The sequence below is a fragment of the Spirillospora sp. CA-128828 genome, from assembly GCF_050945415.1.
Classification (GTDB): domain Bacteria; phylum Actinomycetota; class Actinomycetes; order Streptosporangiales; family Streptosporangiaceae; genus Spirillospora.
Map to the genome: position 1 here is coordinate 9,414,972 of NZ_CP191986.1, position 17,850 is coordinate 9,432,821.

Annotated in this window: 15 protein-coding genes; 5 read left to right on the plus strand and 10 right to left on the minus strand. The window is 72.2% G+C overall.

Annotation, left to right across the window (positions count from 1 at the left end):
- Positions 1-22 precede the first annotated feature (22 nt).
- The 3 genes from ACQPXG_RS45240 to ACQPXG_RS45250 form a co-directional block, all read right to left on the minus strand.
- Positions 23-1,600 carry an IS1182 family transposase gene (locus ACQPXG_RS45240; protein WP_433470168.1) on the minus strand — a complete coding sequence of 526 codons (1,578 nt, stop codon included), beginning with the start codon at positions 1,598-1,600 and terminating at the stop codon, positions 23-25.
- Between the two features lie 68 nt (positions 1,601-1,668).
- A complete protein-coding gene (locus tag ACQPXG_RS45245) occupies positions 1,669-2,556 on the minus strand; it encodes an LLM class flavin-dependent oxidoreductase (protein WP_433465309.1) in 888 nt (295 codons plus the stop codon).
- Between the two features lie 14 nt (positions 2,557-2,570).
- Positions 2,571-2,984 (minus strand): aldo/keto reductase, encoded by a 414-nt coding sequence (locus tag ACQPXG_RS45250; protein WP_433465310.1) that lies wholly within the window; start codon positions 2,982-2,984, stop codon positions 2,571-2,573.
- Positions 2,985-3,021: 37 nt separating this feature from the next.
- Here ACQPXG_RS45250 and ACQPXG_RS45255 point away from each other — a divergent pair, with 37 nt between their 5' ends.
- Positions 3,022-3,966: a LysR substrate-binding domain-containing protein gene (locus ACQPXG_RS45255; RefSeq protein WP_433465311.1), complete on the plus strand. Its 945-nt coding sequence runs from the start codon at positions 3,022-3,024 to the stop codon at positions 3,964-3,966.
- Here ACQPXG_RS45255 and ACQPXG_RS45260 read toward each other — a convergent pair.
- The 5 genes from ACQPXG_RS45260 to ACQPXG_RS45280 form a co-directional block, all read right to left on the minus strand.
- Complete coding sequence (locus tag ACQPXG_RS45260) at positions 3,937-5,127, minus strand: low temperature requirement protein A (protein ID WP_433465312.1); 1,191 nt, start codon at positions 5,125-5,127, stop codon at positions 3,937-3,939. The genes ACQPXG_RS45255 and ACQPXG_RS45260 overlap by 30 nt on opposite strands.
- An 8-nt stretch (positions 5,128-5,135) precedes the next feature.
- Complete coding sequence (locus ACQPXG_RS45265) at positions 5,136-6,857, minus strand: ferritin-like domain-containing protein (RefSeq protein ID WP_433465313.1); 1,722 nt, start codon at positions 6,855-6,857, stop codon at positions 5,136-5,138.
- A complete protein-coding gene (locus tag ACQPXG_RS45270; RefSeq protein ID WP_433465314.1) occupies positions 6,857-7,093 on the minus strand; it encodes a hypothetical protein in 237 nt (78 codons plus the stop codon). The genes ACQPXG_RS45265 and ACQPXG_RS45270 overlap by 1 nt, the downstream gene beginning before the upstream one ends.
- 190 nt (positions 7,094-7,283) lie before the next feature.
- A complete protein-coding gene (locus tag ACQPXG_RS45275; protein WP_433465315.1) occupies positions 7,284-8,039 on the minus strand; it encodes an SDR family oxidoreductase in 756 nt (251 codons plus the stop codon).
- A 143-nt stretch (positions 8,040-8,182) separates the two neighbouring features.
- The gene (locus ACQPXG_RS45280; protein WP_433465316.1) at positions 8,183-9,142 is read right to left on the minus strand and encodes an alpha/beta hydrolase; all 960 of its coding nucleotides are present in this window, start codon (positions 9,140-9,142) and stop codon (positions 8,183-8,185) included.
- 243 nt (positions 9,143-9,385) lie between these two features.
- On the opposite strand from ACQPXG_RS45280, the gene ACQPXG_RS45285 reads away from it, so the two are divergent.
- On the plus strand, positions 9,386-12,115 hold the full coding sequence (locus ACQPXG_RS45285; RefSeq protein WP_433465317.1) for a helix-turn-helix transcriptional regulator: 2,730 nt from the start codon (positions 9,386-9,388) through the stop codon (positions 12,113-12,115).
- A gap of 24 nt (positions 12,116-12,139) precedes the next feature.
- On the opposite strand, the gene lanL is transcribed toward ACQPXG_RS45285, so the two are convergent.
- Positions 12,140-14,743 carry a class IV lanthionine synthetase LanL gene (gene lanL / locus ACQPXG_RS45290; protein ID WP_433465318.1) on the minus strand — a complete coding sequence of 868 codons (2,604 nt, stop codon included), beginning with the start codon at positions 14,741-14,743 and terminating at the stop codon, positions 12,140-12,142.
- A 128-nt stretch (positions 14,744-14,871) separates the two neighbouring features.
- Positions 14,872-15,042: an SflA family class IV lanthipeptide gene (locus tag ACQPXG_RS45295; RefSeq protein ID WP_433465319.1), complete on the minus strand. Its 171-nt coding sequence runs from the start codon at positions 15,040-15,042 to the stop codon at positions 14,872-14,874.
- Positions 15,043-15,293: 251 nt separating this feature from the next.
- Between ACQPXG_RS45295 and ACQPXG_RS45300 the strand changes: the two genes are divergently transcribed.
- From ACQPXG_RS45300 to ACQPXG_RS45310, 3 genes are all read left to right on the plus strand, one after another.
- Positions 15,294-15,824: a hypothetical protein gene (locus tag ACQPXG_RS45300; RefSeq protein ID WP_433465320.1), complete on the plus strand. Its 531-nt coding sequence runs from the start codon at positions 15,294-15,296 to the stop codon at positions 15,822-15,824.
- Between the two features lie 254 nt (positions 15,825-16,078).
- Positions 16,079-16,840, plus strand: a complete 762-nt coding sequence (locus ACQPXG_RS45305) for an ATP-binding cassette domain-containing protein (protein ID WP_433470169.1) — start codon at positions 16,079-16,081, stop codon at positions 16,838-16,840.
- Complete coding sequence (locus ACQPXG_RS45310; protein WP_433465321.1) at positions 16,837-17,745, plus strand: MauE/DoxX family redox-associated membrane protein; 909 nt, start codon at positions 16,837-16,839, stop codon at positions 17,743-17,745. Before ACQPXG_RS45305 ends, ACQPXG_RS45310 begins: the two co-directional genes overlap by 4 nt.
- Positions 17,746-17,850 lie beyond the last annotated feature (105 nt).

The window sequence follows — 17,850 nt, forward strand, 5'->3', positions numbered from 1 at the left end:
GGTGTGGTGCCGGCTACCGGCGTCAGGTGGTGGCCCGGATGTGCCAGGTGTCTCCGTTGTGGTCGAGTCCGAGGTTGATGAGGGTTCGCAGGTTGAGGGCTGCGGCGCGGGTGTGGAGCCAGGCGTTGTTCTTGATCGTGCCGATGTGGCGTAGTCGCCGGTTGCCGTGGGCGACGAGCCAGGCGACGGCGCGTTCGACGGGTGGTCTCCACCGCCGGTAGGCGGCCTGCCAGTCGGGGTCGGTTGCGGCCTGGTGGCGGGCGGCGGCCAGCAGGTCGTGGTGCGGACGGATGGTGATGATCCGTCCGGCTTTGGCGGTGGTGCATCGCGGGCGTAACCGGCAGCCGGTGCACTGGTCGGTGAAGAATGCTTTGCGCTGCATCTTCTGCCCTGATGGTTTCGACAGGGGGACGGTGCGGTCGGCCGGGCAGGTCACCATGCCGCGCGCGGTGTCGATGGCGAAGTCGTCGAGGCTGAACCCGCCGGGGACGGCGGTCTTCAGCGGGGCGGGCTTGCAGAACAGCCGATGTCCCTGCTCCTGCAGTGCCTGGTGGGTGGGGCCGGTGGAGTAGGCGGTGTCGCCGAACACCTCCACCGGTTCGTCCTGGTCGGCGAGCAGATCGAGGGCGACGGTCGCCTCATGGTGCTCGCTGCCGCTGCCGGGGGTGAGGGCGACGGCGGTGAACAGGCCGGTCTCGGGCTCAATGGCCAGATGGGCCTTGTAGCCGTCCTGGTAGTGGCTGCGGGTCTTGTGGACGTGCCGGGCATCGGGGTCGACGGTGGACACGACCCGGTCCGGGGCGGTGGCGCGGGTGATGCGCCAGCGGCCGTCCCGGCCGTCGGAGTCGTCGGCGGGCTCGACGTCCTGCCCGGCGACCAGGGCCAGCAGCCCGACCGCGTTGGCGGCCTTCTCGCCCAGTTGCTGGTCGGGCAGGTGACCCAGCAGCCGGAGCGCGTCGCCGACCAGGGCGTCCACCAGATCGGCCCGGGCCTGCTGATCGTTCCAGGCGATGCGGGGCTTGCCCGGGTCGCCGTAGTCATGCGCGGTGCACTGCAGGGCTGCGATCGCGTCGGCGCCGGGAACTTCACCGATCACGGCGCGGATGGCGGAGATCAGCTGGGTCACGGTGTCCTGGGTGGCGACGGCGTCGTCCAGCACGGTGGAATCCAGCGCCCGGCGGTGCCTGCGTTTGAGCACGCCGGTGGCCTTCACGACCTCCTGGACCGTCTCGAACACCCGGTTGGGGCGGGCGGAGCGGGCCAGTCGCCGGCGAAAGTAGGTCAACAGCGACGCATCGAACGCCGTGTCGTGCAGGCCGAGCCCGCAAGCGGCCTTCAAGCGCAGGTCACAGCGCAGTTCCTGGACCGTCTCGAAGTCGGACAGACCGTGCAGGGACTGCAAAGTGATCGTTGTGGCCAGGATCTGCGGAGGCATGCTGGGGCGGCCGTTGGCCGAGGGATACATGTCGTCGAACATCGCCGCCGGGAACAGTGCCTCGCGGTGCTCGGCCAAGAACGCAAACATGCTCCCTGCCGGGATCAGATCCCGGCAGGTCTCCCACACATCCGGTCCGATCGGCTCCCCGGCCCATTCCCCCATCGCCACAACAGGAGTCTGGCCCCGCCGCTCACGCCGCCGGGCCAGAACCCAAGATCTTCAGCAGTCTTCTAGGGCGTCTTCCTGTGCCGGTCGGCGCGGGCGGCTTCGACGATGAGTGAGATCTGCGCGAGGTCCGGGTTGCAGGGGAAGAGGATCATTTCGTCGCAGCCCGCGTCTTCGTAGGCGGTCATCACGTCGGTGACGGCCTTCGGCGAGGTGAGCGCACCGGCCACGATCTGCTCGGCGAAGTCGCCGGTGAAGCCGTAGTAGTCGCCGAGGTAGCGCCGGGCGTGGTACTCGGCGTCGGGCCCGAGACTGACGTAGGCGTTGACGACCAGGCGGGGTTCTCCAGCGCGGCCCGCCTCGCGCCAAGCCCGGCCGACCTGGTCCGCGCCCGCCGCGAACGGCTCGGGACCGCCGCCTCCGAAGATCCAGCCGGTGCCGAACTCGGCGATCCGCCGGAACGTCGCGGCGACATTGCCACCGATGAACAGTGGTGGACCGCCCGGCCGCACCGGAGCCGGTCCGATCGGTACGGCATGGCCCCGGGGCCGCTGGGCCCAGACCGCGCGCAGTTCGGCGAGTTGCTGATCCAAGATGCGTCCCCGGTCCCGGGAACGACGATCCCGTCGCGCGTAGTCGTCTTCGCGCGGGCCTACTGCGACACCCACGCGCAGCCGGCCGCCGGAGATGGTGTCCACCGTGGCCAACTGCTTGGCCAGCAGCGCGCCGTTGCCCCTGAACGGGGCGATGAGGACCGCGGTCGTCAGACCGATCCGCTCGGTCACGGCCGCCGCGGCGGCCAGGGTCGGCACCGTCTCGAGATTGGGGTAGACGACACGGTCGATGGTCGCCAGGGTCGAGAAGCCGGCCTGCTCGGCCGCGGCGGCCCAGTCGAGGATCAGCCGCCCGGGAATGCCGGGGATGGTGGACGGGAGACCGATGCCGATGTCCATGGCGGCGCCTTCCGCTAACGCGAAGAGCTGAGTCGGCGGAGGGTTTCGTGGGGGAAGCCCAGATCGACGGCGCTGGCCTCCGCCAGCCGTGCCCGCTGCTCAGGGGTGAGCTCGACCTGGAGCGATCCGAGGTTGTCGTCGAGTTGAGCGAGGGTTCGAGCGCCCACGAGTGACGCCACGACGGCAGGATTGATCAGCGTCCAGGCGAGAGCGACCCGGGAGGGCGTGGTGCCGATCTCGGCGGCGATGTCCTTCACGACCGCGGCGATGTCCAGTGCTCGCGCGGTGAGGAACCTGTTCCCCGCGGCGACCTCCTTACGGCTGGACCGGCCTCCCCCGGCGGAGCTGCTTTCCAGATCGGAGCGGTGGTACTTGCCTGTGAGCACCCCGCCCGCCAGCGGCGACCATGGCACGACACCCGAGCGCATCGATGCACGAGAAAGGCCGCAGAGAGGGGCGATCGGGTTGGAGCTCGCTCAGATCGAGGCGTTCCTGGTCCTCTGCGAGGAACTGCACTTCGGGCGGACGGCCGAGCGCCTGTACGTGTACCAGCCGAGGATCAGCCGTCTCATCGCCGCCCTGGAGTGCGAGATCGGAGGCACGCTGTTCGAGCGCACCAGCCGGAGGGTCACCCTGACCCCCGTCGGCGCGGGGTTGCGCGAACGGCTTGCTCCCGCCTACGAGCAGCTGAACACGGCGTTGGCAGACGCTCGTACCGCCGCCCGCTCCCCGGCCGGGGTGCTGCGCCTCGGTTTCGCGGCGACGACGGCCGGGCCCGCCCTCGATCAGGTGATCGTGGCGTTCGAGCGGGCGCGTCCCGACTGCAGCGTTTCGCTGCGGGAGGTGACTCTCTCCGATTCGTTCGCCCCGCTGCGGTCCGGCGCGATCGACGTGCTGGTGTGCTGGCTCGTCCTCGACCATCCCGGCCTCACCATCGGTCCCGAGATCGCCCGGTACCCACGATTGCTGGCCGTCGCCGCCGATCATCCGCTCGCCCGCGAGCGGAGTGTGTCGGTCGAGGTGCTCGCCGACCATCCGGTGCCGAACTTCGACTACCAGGGCTTGGCGGACCGCCTCCGACGAGCGATGATCCCGGCGCGGACTCCCTCTGGGCGCGCCGTCCAGGTGCACCCGACGCCAGTGCGCACCGCGGGCGAGGTGGCCAGCCTCATCGCCCGGGGCCTTGTGGTGCTGCCTACTGCGACGATGCAAGGCCTCGGAAACGACGGGATCGTGTTCCTGCCAATCCGTGACCTACCACCGGTGCCGCTCGGGCTCATCTGGTGGACCTCCCATGAGAACGCACGGGTCCGCGCCTTCGCGGACGTCGCGCGTACCCTCGCCCCCTTGAGGCGGAGCTGGACGCGGGACACATTTGGATCACTGGAGGGTGAGGGTGGTGGCGGTTAGCAGGACGCAAGCTGTGGCGATTGTGGCGAGTACTGCGGCCACCCCCGTTTGGGCGGCTGCCAGCGGGGTCAGGAGGACCGCGGTTACGGCGACCAGTTGGGCGGTGGGACGGATGTGGCGTTCGGTGACTATGGGCGCGTGGACCAGCCAGAGGAGGGCTAGGACCACGCTGACCGGAATCGCTACGGCGTAGCAGATCGCTGTTGGGGATGCCTCGATGTGGTGTCCCGTCTGTTCGACCGCTACCTCTAGGCCGGCGCCTAGGGCGGCCAAGCCCGCGAAGATTCCGTAGTGGCCGTATCCCCACAGGTAGGAGAGGTGGCGGCGGTCGCTCAGTCCTTGGCCGGCAGGGACCAGGAAGTAGAGCCACCAGATGGCGAAGAGTATGACCAGGCCCGATACGGCGATGATGATGAAGGGACTGCTGATCTCGGATTCTTCGAGCGCTCCTGACACGCCTCTGGTGGCGGCGAGGACGCTTTCGCCGAGCAGGATGAGGGTGAAGAGGCCGTAGCGTTCGGCGATGTGGTGCGGGTGCCATGTGGTCCGCGCGGTTCGTTCCGCCCACAAGGGCACCGCGAGTTCCAGCGCGGCCAGTGCCACGAAGACCGGGACCTGGGCGGACGAGGGCATGGCACCCGTCTCGGTGAACAGGAGACGAAGCAGCCACAGCACCTGGAGGGCGGAGACGCCGACGGCGTAGCGCAGGGCGGTGCGGCGGCGGGCCGGGTCCTCGGCGCACGCCCGCAACCAGTGGCCGACCAGGCCGATCCGCATGATCATGTAGCCGAATGTGACGGCCCTGTAGTCCAGGTGGTCGGCCGCAGCCGGGACGCCGGCGGCGAGCACCAGGACGCCCGCCATCTGCACCATGGTCAGCAGCCGGTAGAGGACGTCGTCGGTGTCGTAGGACGAGGCGAACCAGGTGAAGTTCATCCAGGCCCACCAGATCGCGAAGAAGACCTGGAGGAACGGGACGAGCCCGTCCACGCCGTGGCCGTCGGCGATGTCGTGGGCGAGCTGCGCGGTGACCGCCGCGACGGCGACCACGAACGTCAGGTCGAACAGCAACTCCAGCGGGCTTGCGGTCCGGTGCGGCTCGTCGATCGGGCGCGCGGTCATCCGGATTCGGATCCGGCCTGGTGGCGGGGTCTGGCTCATGGAAGTCCCTACTCCCGGAAGTCGATCTTCCGGTGGGTGCCGTCGCAGAGGGGTTTGCCGGACGAGTGGCCGCAGCGGCACAGCGTCATCCGGTTGCGGGTCTCCAGCGGCTCGCCGTCCGCGCGCAGGACCGCCACGCCGCCGGTGACCCACAGCGCGCTGGCCAGACCGTTCTCCTCTTCCAGGACCGAGATGGCCGGCGGCAGGTCGGCCTCGATCGTCTCCTCGCCGCGCTCCAGGGCGTAGCTGTAAGAGCCCGAGGGGCAGTGGTCGATACGGCCCATGATGTTGGAACGCACATCGCTGTCGTCGGTATCGGCCAGCATCGCGGCGATCGGCCGGGTGCGCCCGATGCAGAAGGCGGCGTGGATGCACAGCTCACCGACCCGCTGGGCGGAGATGCCCACCCCGTCGTGGACGTGCTGCAACTCTGCGTACGGCTGCCCAGGTGCGGCCTCGGTCCCGTCGAACCCGACCACGGCGTGGGTGCCGTCGCAGAACGGTTTCGAGCTTGACCGGCCGCAGCGGCACAGTGCGTAGGTGTCCTCGGTCTCCACGGCGTCGCCGGTCTGCCAGGTCAGCGCATGGCCCGTGTCGGAGACGATCTTGTGTTTGCGGCGAAGCGGTACCCGCCCGTACACCACGTACGGCCCATCGGCCAGGACGACGATCCGCTGCTGGTCGCCGATGCTCCACCGGCGCAGCTCGGGTGGTACGTACTCGAACGTGGGACCGGCGGTCTGACCGTCCCCATCAGGCATCCCCATCAGGGCTTGGGCTTGGGCCTTGAGCGCGTACATGGTGCCGGTCGCGACGGACAGAAGCCGGGGGCTGCCGTTGAACGCCTGCTCCAGCAGGTGCAGCACGGCGCAGTAGGTGTGGTTGAACTCCTCCTGGGCCGTGCGGATCTCGCTGCCGGGCGGGTGGTCGTCCAGGCGCGGGTTGTGCCGCATCGGCTGGACGCCGTCGAAGTCCACGCCGATCGTCTCGCCGGTTGGCCCGGACCGGCCCGTGTCGCCGGGTCTGTACCGCCGTCCCGACCTGAGCTCCTCGAACCGGTAGTAGTGCGCGACCTCTTCGCGGTCGGGGTGGTGGACGTCGTGGTCCCCGTCCCACACCTCGCCACGGCCCATGCCCTCGCCCTGTTCGACGATCTCCTCCAGCGCGGCCAGGGCCGTGTCCAGGTCGTCGACCGCGACCAGGCGGCCGCCGCTGTGCTGGAAATGCCCCGCGTGCAGCTGGCGGGCCGGGTCGCCGCTGAACACTTCCTCCTCGCCGAGCGAGGCGCACAGGTGGCGCATTCCGTCTTCGATGGCGGCGTAGAACTGCCCGATCGTCTCGTAGTCGTCACCTTCCGCCGGGGCGCCGGGCGGCGTCGGCCGCTCCAGCCGCAGGAACATCTCGATCGCCTCCGCGCCGAACGGAAGCAGCGACAACTCCAGCGAGCGGTCGCCGTGCGGCAGTGGCCGGGGGTGCGGCGGCAGCATCTGCGGGGCGTCCAGCACCGGACGTCCGCCGACCGCGTTCAGCAGGTTCGCAGCCAGCGCCAGATGCAGCATCTCCTCGATGAACACACCACCCACCACCTCCACAGCGTCGGGGTTGCGTTCCGGATCCAGCGAATAGAGCGCGCACAGGTACGGCGGCAACGTCGCGTGTTCCAGTTCGATCGCCCACTGCAAATGTTCGCGAAGGCCGTCGAGCGTGGTGATCCGTGCGGAACGGTTCATCAAGGGTTCTTCTCGTCGGCGCCGCCAAGAGCGCGGTCCTCTTCCAGTGCCTCGACGGCGCCGAGGAGGTTGCGGAGGCCGACCTCGTCGCGTTCGGCGTCCACCGGGTCGAAGAGCCATTCGGACACCGGCCGGTCCGTGGCCTCCTCCGCCCGGCTCGACTCGACCATGGTGATCTCCGCCTCGACCTCGATCTCCATCTCGATCTCGAAGTCGTCATCGGGGGGCTTGTTCATCTTCTCTCCCTGCGTGGTTCGGCTGACCGCGTGGATCAGCCGGGTCGAGATCTCTCGATGGCGGAGAACAGCCAGGTGAAGCGCGCTCCGGCGAGCCGTCAGGGCGTACGCGCGGTCGGTCCGGTGGTTGCCGCCCGGAGCCCGCGAAACGAGCGGGCTCCGGACGACGACCTCCAGCGGGCCGCGGCCGCTACTTCGCGGGCGGGATCCGGCCGGGCCAGGTGCTGTAGTGGATCTTCCCGAGGACGGCGTCGCCGAGGGGGATCAGGCTCTGCTCCTCCAGCCCGGCCCCGAAGTAGTGCGCCGTCGGGTCCGTGACGACTTCGCGCGGGTCGTCCCAGAACGCCAGTGCGTCGCGGAAGAACTCGTCCATCCGGAACCGCTCGGGCCCGGCGGTCTCGATCCGGCCGTTGAGCGGCGACCCGGCCGCGGCCTTGGCGACCTGCTCGGCCACGTCGTCGCTGGCCATGGGCTGGTAGAACACCGGCGCCATCCGGACCTTGCCGTCGGCGGTGGCCTCGTCGGCGATGGCCCTGGTGAACTCGAAGAACTGCGTCGCGTGGACGATCGAGTACGGGATCGGCGACTTCTCGATCAGGGCCTCCTGGGCGATCTTCGCGCGGAAGTAGCCGCGCTCCGGCGGCCGCTCGACCCCCACGATCGACAGTGCGACGTGGTGCCCGACGCCCGCCTTCTCCTCCGCGGCCAGCAGGTTGCCGGTCGAGGTCTCGAAGAACTTCAGGACGGCGGCGTCCTCGAACGACGGGGAGTTCGACACGTCGACCACGACCGACGCGCCGGTCAGGACCTCCGCGAGTCCTTCGCCCGTGAGGGTGTTGACCCCGGTGTTCGGTGCCGCGGCGACCGCCTCGTGGCCGTGCTCGGCGAGGTTCGCGACGACCTTCGACCCGATCAGGCCGGTGCCGCCGATGACAACGATCTTCATGTGCGTGCCTTTCTTTCGCCAGGTCATGCGGGTGCCGTCACGGGAAGGGACCGGGTGGTCCTCCCACCTGTGACGGCTCCAGCGGGATTCTTCTCATGCCGTACCCGGCATGCGGGTTGCCGAGAGGTGGGCCGTCCGCTCGGTCAGCGGGCCGGCCGGGTGTTCAGGACGTCGGCCAGGACCTGGACGGCCTGGGCGGTGGCGGCCCTCGCGGCGTCGGTGCCGCGGACCGGGTTGAGCATCATGAAGTCGTGCAGGGTGCCGTTGTAGCGGACGCTGGTGGTCGGGACGCCGGCCTCGGTGAGCCGCCGGGCGTAGGCCTCGCCCTCGTCGCGCAGCACGTCGTTCTCGTCGACGATGACGAGGGCGGGCGGCAGGCCGGCCAGGTCGTCCAGGGTGGCGCGCAGCGGCGACGCGGTGGCCTCCGCGCGCTGTTCCGGGTCGGTCGTGTAGGCGTCCCAGAACCAGGCCATGGCCTTGGCCGTCAGGTGCGGGCCGTCGGCGAACTCGCGGTAGCTGGCGGTGTCCTGGGCGGCGTCGGTGACCGGGTAGTACAGCGACTGGTGCACGAACGTCACGTCTCCGCGCCGTTTGGCGAGGATGGTCAGGGCGGCGGTCATGTTGCCGCCGACCGAGTCGCCGGCGATCGCCATGCGGGACGCGTCGAGCCCTTCCGCGGGCCCGTTCCGGATGATCCACTGCGCGGTGGCGTACGCCTGCTCGATCGCGACCGGGTAGCGGGCCTCGGGCGAGCGGTCGTATTCGACGAACGCGACCGCGGCCCGCGCGCCGACGGCGAGTTCGCGGACGAGCCGGTCATGCGTTCCGGCGTCGCCGAGCACCCATCCGCCCCCGTGGACGTACAGGACGACGGGCAGGACGCCGGATGTCCCGGCGGCCTTGACGATCCGCACCCGTACGTCGCCGGCGGCGGCCGGTACGGTGATCCACTTCTCATCCACGTCGGGCATGTCGACGGGGGCGGCCTGGATGTCGTCCAGGACCTTGCGGGCGCCCTCCGTACCCAGTTCGTAGAGGAACGGCGGTTCGGCCGCCGCGTCGGCGAACTCCTGCGCGGCGGGTTCCAGGATGTTCCTGCTCATGAGCGTGATCTCCCCTCCGATCTCGGCTTCGAGGCCGATACCGACCACCCTCGCCGGTGGAGGCGCGAAGGAAACCAGGGTGAGTCACTGGCCGGGTCACGGGGTCTGGCCCGGGCCCCGGGCCATCTCGTTGAGGTGGACCACGTCACCGTCTCGTAGGCTGACGATGCAGGCGTGATCGGGGGGAATGCACCCATCGCGCAGGGTATGTCGGTGACTACCGGGTGGCGGTGGTGGCAGTTGTTGCGAGGCCGACACGGCGAGTGCGCGACGCTGGACGGCCTGCTGGAGGCCGTCCGCGGCGGTGAGAGCCGCGCGCTGGTGGTGCGGGGCGAGCCCGGCATGGGCAAGACCGCCCTGCTGGAGTACCTGGCCGAGCGGGCGCGGGGCTTCCGGACGATGCGGATCACCGGGGTGCAGTCCGAGACGGAACTGGCCTTCGCCGGCCTGCACCGGCTCTGCACGCCGCTGTCGGACCGGCTTCCCGCCCTCCCCGCGCCCCAGCAGGAGGCGCTGCGCGCGGCGCTCGGGCTGAGTTCCGGCCGGGCGCCCGACCGCTTCCTCGTCGGCCTGGCCATCCTGGGCCTGCTCGCCGAGACGGCGCGGGACCGTCCGCTCGTCTGCCTCGTGGACGACGTGCAGTGGCTCGACCAGGCGTCGGTGCAGGCGCTGGCGTTCGCGGCCCGGAGGCTGGACGCGGAGTCGGTGGCCATCGTCTTCGCGACCCGGGTGTCGGAGGACACGCCGGAGATGACCGGGCTTCCGGAGATGCCGGTCGGGGGCCTGCCGGACGAGGACGCGCGGGAACTCGTCCGCACCGCCCTCCCGGGCCGGTGGGACGAGCGGGTTCTCGACCGGTTCGTCGCCGAGACCCGCGGCAACCCGCTGGCCCTGCTGGAACTGCCGAAGGAGACGACGCCGGCGGACATCGCCGGCGGCTTCCGCGTGCCGGGCGGGCGTACGCTCGCCGGCCGGATCGAGGAGATCTACCGCCGGAGGGTGGCCGGGCTGCCGCCGGAGACGCGCCGGCTGCTGCTGGTCGCGGCGGCGGAGCCGGCCGGTGAACCGGTCCTGATGTGGCGTGCCGCCGACCGGCTGGGGATCGGCGTGGGGGCGGACGCGCCCGCCGTCTCGGCCGGGCTCGTCGAGATCGGCGACCAGGTGCGGTTCCACCATCCGCTGGTGCGCGCCGCCGTGTACTGGGCGGCGTCGCCCGACGACCGGTGCGCCACGCATCGCGTGCTCGCCGAGGTCATCGACCCGGAGACCGATCCCGACCGGCGCGCCTGGCACGCGGCTCAGGGCGCGCGGACCCCGGACGAGGACATCGCGGCGGAGCTGGAGCGCTCGGCCGGACGTGCGCGCTCGCGCGGCGGAGTGGCCGCGGCGGCGGCGTTCCTGGCGCGCTCGGCGGAGCTGACCCCCGACCACGTCCGGCGGCAGCAGCGTGCGCTGGCCGCCGCGCGGGCGACGCACCAGGCCGGGTCGCCCGACACCGCGCTGCGGCTGCTGTCGATCGCGGAGGCGGGCCCCCTCGACCAGAGCCGGCGCGCGCAGGTCGAGCTGCTGCGCGCCCAGATCGCGTTCACCGTGGGCCGCGGCCGCGAGGCCCCGCGTCTCCTACTTGACGCGGCCCGGCGGCTCGCGCCGCGGGATCCGGCGCTGGCGCGCGAAACGTATCTGGAGGCGATCAGCGCGGCGCTCTTCGCCGGTGTGATGGGCGACGCCGGGGAGGTCGAGGCGGCCGAGGCCGCGCGGTCCGCGCCGCCCCCGGACGAGCCGCGCCCGGCCGACCTGCTGCTCGACGGCCTGGCGCTGCGGATCACCGAGGGCTACGCCGCCGGCGTGCCGGCGCTGAAGTCCGCGGTGCGCGTCTTCCGCGGCCCGGACCTGTCCGAGGAGGACGGGCTGCGCTGGCTCTGGCTGGCCGGGGTGACGGCCGCGGCGCTGTGGGATCACGAGGCCTGGCGGGTGACCGCCGCCCGGCACGTCCGGCTCGCCAGGGAGTCCGGGCAGGTCAGCGCGCTCCCGCTCGCGCTGACCCAGCAGGTCTCCGTGGACGTGTTCGCCGGCGATCTGGACGCCGCCGAGACGCTGGTCGAAGAGATCACGACGATCTCCGAGGCGATCGGGACCCCCGTGCCGCCGTACGCCGCCCTGCTGCTGACCGCCTGGCGGGGCCGCGAGGACGAAGGCGCCGCGCTGCGGCGGAGCGTCGCCGCGGAGGCGACCCGCCGGGGCGAGGGGAACGGGCTGGGCATCAGCGCGTTCGCCACCGCCCTGCTGTGCAACGCCCTCGGCCGCTACGAGGAGGCACTGGCCACCATCCCCGAGGCCGGTGACGATCGTCCGGTGGAGGTGGGGAACGCGCCCTGGGCGCTGGCGGAGTACATCGAGGCGGCGGCCCGGAGCGGCACACCCGAGCGCGCCGCCGTCGCCCTCCAGCGGCTCACCGAGGCGACGCTCCCGGCCGGCACGGACTGGGCGCTCGGCATCCAGGCGCGCTCGCAGGCCCTCATGAGCACCGGCACGGCTGCGGAGGGCCACCACCGTGACGCGATCGAGCTCCTCGGCCGCGCCGGTGTCGGCGGTGAACTGGCCCGGGCCCATCTCCTCTACGGCGAATGGCTGCGCCGCGCGCGCCGCCAGCGGGCCGCCCGCGAGCAGCTGCGCATCGCCCACGGGTCGTTCACCGCCATGGGCATGAACGCCTTCGCCCGGCGGGCCGAGCAGGAGCTGCTGGCCACCGGCGAGCACATCCGCAAACGCGCCGACGAGGCCGGCAGCGAGCTCACCCCTCAGGAGGCGCAGATCGTCCGGCTCGTCCGCGAGGGCCTGACCAACCCCGAGATCGGGGCCCGGCTCTTCATCAGCCCGCGCACCGTCGAGTGGCACCTGCGCAAGACCTTCGGCAAGCTCGGCATCACGTCGCGGAGGCAGCTCCAGCGCAGCCCCGCCACCGGCAAGGCTTGACGTTCGCGTCCGAGCCCGACGCCGTCATCCTCGACGCAGCCCGCCGCTGAACAGGGAGGGTGTCCACAGCCGGGGGGCGGTGCGGTCGTTCAGGCGGCGCAGGAATGACAGGACGCCCGCGGTCCCCGTCCCCCAGCTGAAGGCTTGGCCGTCCAGGTCGTTGCCCGGGAAGATCGGGCGGTCGTGGGGACCGCCGGCGCGGATCAGCATCAGCTCGGCCGTTTCCTCCGCCTGGCGCCAGTAGGCGTCGTCGCCCGTCGCCTGGGCCACGTCGATCAGGGCCTCGCCTATGCCGGCGAGGCCGCAGCACTGGGAGGTGACCCAGGCGCGGGGTGCTACGAGCGTGCAGGCGTGGGCGGTCCGGGCGGCCAGGTCGAGACAGGCGTCGTCGTAAGCCAGGCCCGCGTGCAGCAGAGCGGTCGCCACGCCCGACATGCCCTGGCACCAGGACGCGCCCATCGGCCGGCCCGACGGGGAGGCCAGTTCGCTGACCAAGCTCTCGGCCGCCTTGGCCACCGCGGCGAAACGCTCCCGCGCGGCCTCGCCCGTTTCGGCGTCGCCCGTGGTCAGGTGGTGGGCGAGGAGGAAGTCGGCGACGCCGGCGTCCCCGTGCGCGTAGGCGGTGTCGACATCGAGCCCGGTACCGGACGGTTCGAGGGCCAGGAGCTTCTCGGGCAGGGCCTCCGGCTCGGTGACGTCACCGGCGAGCAGGCGGCGCGCGCACCTCGTGGCCGTCGCCAGGTGGTCCCCCTCAGGATCGAGGGACGCGAGGATCAGGTGTCCGGTGCCGATGCCCGCGAGGCCGTGCGCCTGGTCGGCGCGCTCGTCCCCGGTGAGCAGGACGGGCTCAAGGGCCGAGTCGGCGCCGGCAGCGGCCAGGAAGACGGCGGTTCCGGTGAGGCCGAAGTACAGCGACGGCGGGAGGTTCGCGGGCGGCAGGCACGCCGCCGTCCAGCGCGCGAGGTCGGTGCCCATCGCGTGGGCCTCCGGGTGCTGGAGCAACTCCATGCCCAAGCCCGCGGAGCCGCTGTAGACGTTGGTGACCGGTGGCGCGGACCGCCGGGCATCGGCCGGGCCCTCCATCAGGCGTTCCGCGTACCGGACGACCTCGCGGGTCGTGTGGGTGAGCGCCGCCGACAGCAGGTCACCGGTCAGGCGCACCGGGGGCGCGGCGCAGGCCGGTGGAGGTGCGGCCCGGCCGGTCCTGATCTCGGCGGCGGCGGACGTCCGCTCCGCCGGGTCCAGGCTGAACAGGCCGGGCAGTAGCGCGATCGTGCCCGTCCCCCCGCCGGGGAAGATCCGGGAGAGGCACTGGAGCGTCCGCTCCACGCCGCGCACCGGATCGGGGTCGACGATGACGGGATTCAGCCCGGTGGCGGCGTAGAAGAGCGTCGCGCCGAGGGAGAAGTAGTCGTCGGCCGGGGTGGACGGGCGCCCGGTCCGCTGGTCCGGGACGCTGAAGCCGCGGCTCCAGCCTGGCATCTGCAGGTCCTCGTACCTGCTGGTGCCGAAGTCGATGAGCGTGCAGCGGCCGTCCTCGCCGAGCACGATGTTCTTGGGGGACAGGTCGCGGACGACCACGCCGCGCGCGTGCACCGCGTCCAGGACCTCCAGGATCCCGGACGCCAGAACGGCCAGGTCGCGTCCGGGTGCCGCACCGTCGCCGGTGAACGCGCCGGTCTCGGCGACATGGCGGTTGAGGTCGGTGGACCCCGCGTCGGTCATGGCCAGGTACTCGTCCTCGCCGTGCCGGAAGTGGTCGAGCGGCTCCGGCACGCCCTGGACCCCGGTCAGCGCGCGCAGGACGCGCAACTCGTTGCGGAGGTACATGCGCAGGTCGAAGCCGTCGGCGCGCTCGCCGACGTAGGCACGGGCCTCCTTCACCACGACCGGCCGCCCGTCGGGGGCCTCGGCCCGGTAGACGTTGCCACGCGGTCCGCGCATCACCCCGGTCGTGACCCGGTAGCGCCCGCCGATCAGCCGGCCGCCTTGGGCCGCCCCGCCAGTGGGCCCACCGGCGGCGCCGGGAGACGGGCGGCGGAACGGGTCGGACGCCCAGGGCGGGCAGGTGTACTCGACGCCCGCCGCGCCGGGCAGGGTCTCACCGTCCGGGCCGACGACGACCAAGGCGAAATCGCCGTTCTCATCCACCTTGTACTGCGGCAGGAACGGGGCGTACCGGTAGTAGACCGGCGCGTCGCGGCGGACCCGCCGGTCGCTGACGATGCGCGGCCCGGCCAGCCCGGCGAGCGCTTCGGCCAGGGCGTGCCCGAGGGCGGCGACCTCGTCCTGCGCCGGGTAGACGGTGACGGCCTTCCCGACCGCGCCCGCGTCGCCGTCGCCCGAGTTCAGGTCGCCGAGGACGTCCGTGGAGCGCGCCGCCTTGAAGTCGCAGGAAGTGCCGAACAGCACGGGGAGCACGCGGTCGAGGGTCGCGGCCAGGGTGCCCGGACGTGCCGAGACGTGCAGCTTCCAACGCTGGGCCGGGGTCTCGAAACGCGGGTCGTGGACGCTGACCCAGGTGTCGTCCGCGACGATTTCCCTACCATTCTCATGGGATATTTCCGTGAGCCGCTCCAGCACATCGAGAACCGGAGTGCCCGAAGTATCGGGACGGGATATCGCCATTCGTTCTCCCCTGGTCTCAGCGCGCTGCACAATGACCGAGAAAGGCCACCGGCCAGGCCGGTGGCCTTTTCGGCGCGGTGCGCGGCGACGCCCGCGAGGCGCAGGGCCGGCGCCGCGTCAAGGGCGGGTCAGACGATCGAGGGGCAGCAGGGGAAGACCGAGCACACCGTCCGCTTGCAGGTGTCCACGCAGGCCTGGGGGCCGTGGAGCAGTTCCATCAGCTCCATCTCGAATTCGACGTCGAGGTCTTCGACATCGAGGACGCCGGCGTCACGGGGCTCGATCGCGAGCACGGACATGGTGGGGCTCCTTCCTTTGGGCCGCTGTTGGCGGCCGGCGGGGGACATGAGCCGGGAAACGGCGCCGGGTGGGCGTTGTTCCCCGCGATCGACCGTCCGGCGGAGCCGTCTCGGCGAGCGCCGGATGATCATGCTGGACGCATTATGAGCAGACCGCGGGCACACTGTCCAGCCACTCATCTGTCACCCCCTTCAGGCATTTACATCCGATTCCGGATGACCTACCTTGGCTCGGTGATCATGAAGTGCGGATGGTCCCGGCCGGGGCCGCCCGGGCGGGGATCGTCCGGATGCGGCTGAGGCCGCCGCGCGGGCGGCGCCGCCCGCCGGACCCGCCCGCCGACGACCGGACCGGCCTGGAGACCCGCTACTGGGAGACCCACGCCGCGGACCTGATCTCCGCCGGTCTCGGCACGATGCTCCGGCAGTTGCCCGCGCTCGTGGGCGCAGCGCTGCGGCTCGCCTGGCGGGCGAACCGCCGGGACACCGCGGTCGCACTCGGCGGCAACGTACTGGCCGGGGTGTTCACCGCGTTCGGGCTGCTCGCCACGTCCGAAGTGCTCGCCTCGCTGTTCGCCGGCTGCCCGCCGCCGAGGTGCGGGCGTTCACGCTGCGCGGGTTCCTGCTCGGCGAGTACGGCCGGGTTGCCGACCTGGAACAGCGGGTCCAGCTGGACGTCGCCCGCGACCAGACCCGCACCAAGGCGGCGGGGGACCTGCTCACCGGCGTCGCGAACGTCGCCGCGTACTGCGCGCTCGGCGGCCTGCTGTCGGCCGGGGTGATCCCGCTGGCGGTCGCGGGGGCGGCCGTCCTGGCGATCAGGGCGGGGCAGACGTCGCTCACCGCGCTCGTCCAGAGCGTCAACCGGCTGTACGAGGCCGGCCTCTACTTCGGCGATTACCTGGAGTTCTGCGAGCTGGCCGGGCACCGCGTCCCGCCGCCCGCCGGGGCCGCGCCGCCCGCCGGGTTCCACCGGCTCACCGCCGACCGCGTCTCGTTCACCTACCCGGAGGCGGACGCGCCCGCGCTGTCGGAGGTGAGCGTCACCGTCGCCCGGGGCGAGGTCATCGCACTGGTCGGCGAGAACGGGTCGGGCAAGACGACGCTGGCCAAGCTGCTCGCGGGCCTGTACAACCCGGCCGCGGGGACGATCCACTGGGACGGGACCGACCTCGCGGGCATCGACGGCGAGGCGCTTCGGCAGCGGATCTCGGTGATCGCCCAGGACCACACCCGGTGGCCGCTGACCGTCCGGGAGAACATCGTGATGGGCCGTCCCGCCGAGGCGGACCGGCTCGAGGCCGCGGTCGCGGCCGCCGGTGCCGACAGCGTGGTCGCCGGGCTGTCCGACGGCTACGACGCGCTCCTCGACCGCCGCTTCCGGGGCGGTCACGACCTGTCGGGCGGGCAGTGGCAGCGGATCGCCGCCGCCCGCGGCTTCTACCGGGACGCCGACCTGGTGATCTTCGACGAGCCGACGTCGGCGCTGGACGCCCGCGCCGAGCACGCGCTGTTCGAGCGGATCCGGCGGCACGCCGACGGGCGCACCGTGGTCCTCATCACCCATCGCCTCGCCAGCGTCCGCTTCGCGGACCGCATCTACGTCCTCGACCACGGCCGCGTCGCCGAGCACGGCACGCACGCTGAACTGCTGGAGCGCGGCGGCCTGTACGCCGATCTGTACCTGCTGCAGGCGTCGGCGTACCAGCGCGCAGCGGACGCCGGCGACCTGGTCCCCGCGGACGGCGCCGGGCAGGCGGGAATCGGGCAGGCGGGCGTCGGGCAGGAGGTGCCGTGACCGTGCTCGCGGCGGCCTGGCCGGTGCTGATCGTCGTCCTGGCGGCCGCGGTGGCGGGCAAGGTCCGCGACGTCCGCGGTTTCGGGACGGTCGTCGCCGGCTACCGGATCCTGCCGGACCGTCTCGCGGTCCCGGCCGCGGTCCTGGTCCTCGCCGCCGAGACGGGCGCGGTCCTGCTGCTCGCGGTGCCCGTCACCCGCCGCTGGGGCGCCCTCCTGGCCGCGGCGCTGTTCGCCGCGTTCCTGGCCGCCATGGCCTCCGTGCTTCGGCGCGGGATGCGCGTCGAATGCGGGTGTTTCGGCTCGGCGCGCCGGCCGGCGGCGGTCGGCGCGGCCGAGGTCGCGCGGACCGGGCTGCTGCTGCTCCTGGCGGTGGCGGCCGCGGTCGCCGGACCGGCCGGCTTCTCCGCCGTCCAGCCTCCCCTGTCGGTGCTCGCCCTCGCCCTGGTCGTGGCGATGCCGCGGATGTTCCGGCCCGCGCGGCCGACCCCCGCCGAGACCTCCGGTCCGCCGGGTCCGCGTCCGGGCACGCGCTTCGCGCTGGCGGACGGCCCGGAGACGATGACCGCGGCCGAGGGGCCGACGCTGTTCGCGCTCGTCTCGCCCGCGTGCGGTCTCTGCACCACCATGCTCCCGGCGTTCACCGAGGCCGCGGAGCGGATGCGCGTCGTCCTCGTGAGCGCGGGGCCCCCCGGCGAGGTCCGCGCCCATCTCGCCGCCCACGGCATCGGGCTGCCGCTCGTCATCGACCCGGACGTCTACGACGCCAACGACATCCCGTGGCCGCCGTACGCCGTCGTCACCGATCCCGCCGGGACCGTCCTCGCGGCGGACGGCGCCGACACCGCTCCCCGCCTCGCGACCCTCCTCGGCGCACCGCGCGTCCGGACCGCGACCGGACGCTGACACCCCGGCCGAAGCTCCAGGGTTCACGCAGGTCATGGGACGTGCAGCGATCTTCCAATAAGACCTCTGGGCGGGACGGGACGGCGAGCCCTGGGGCTTTACTGC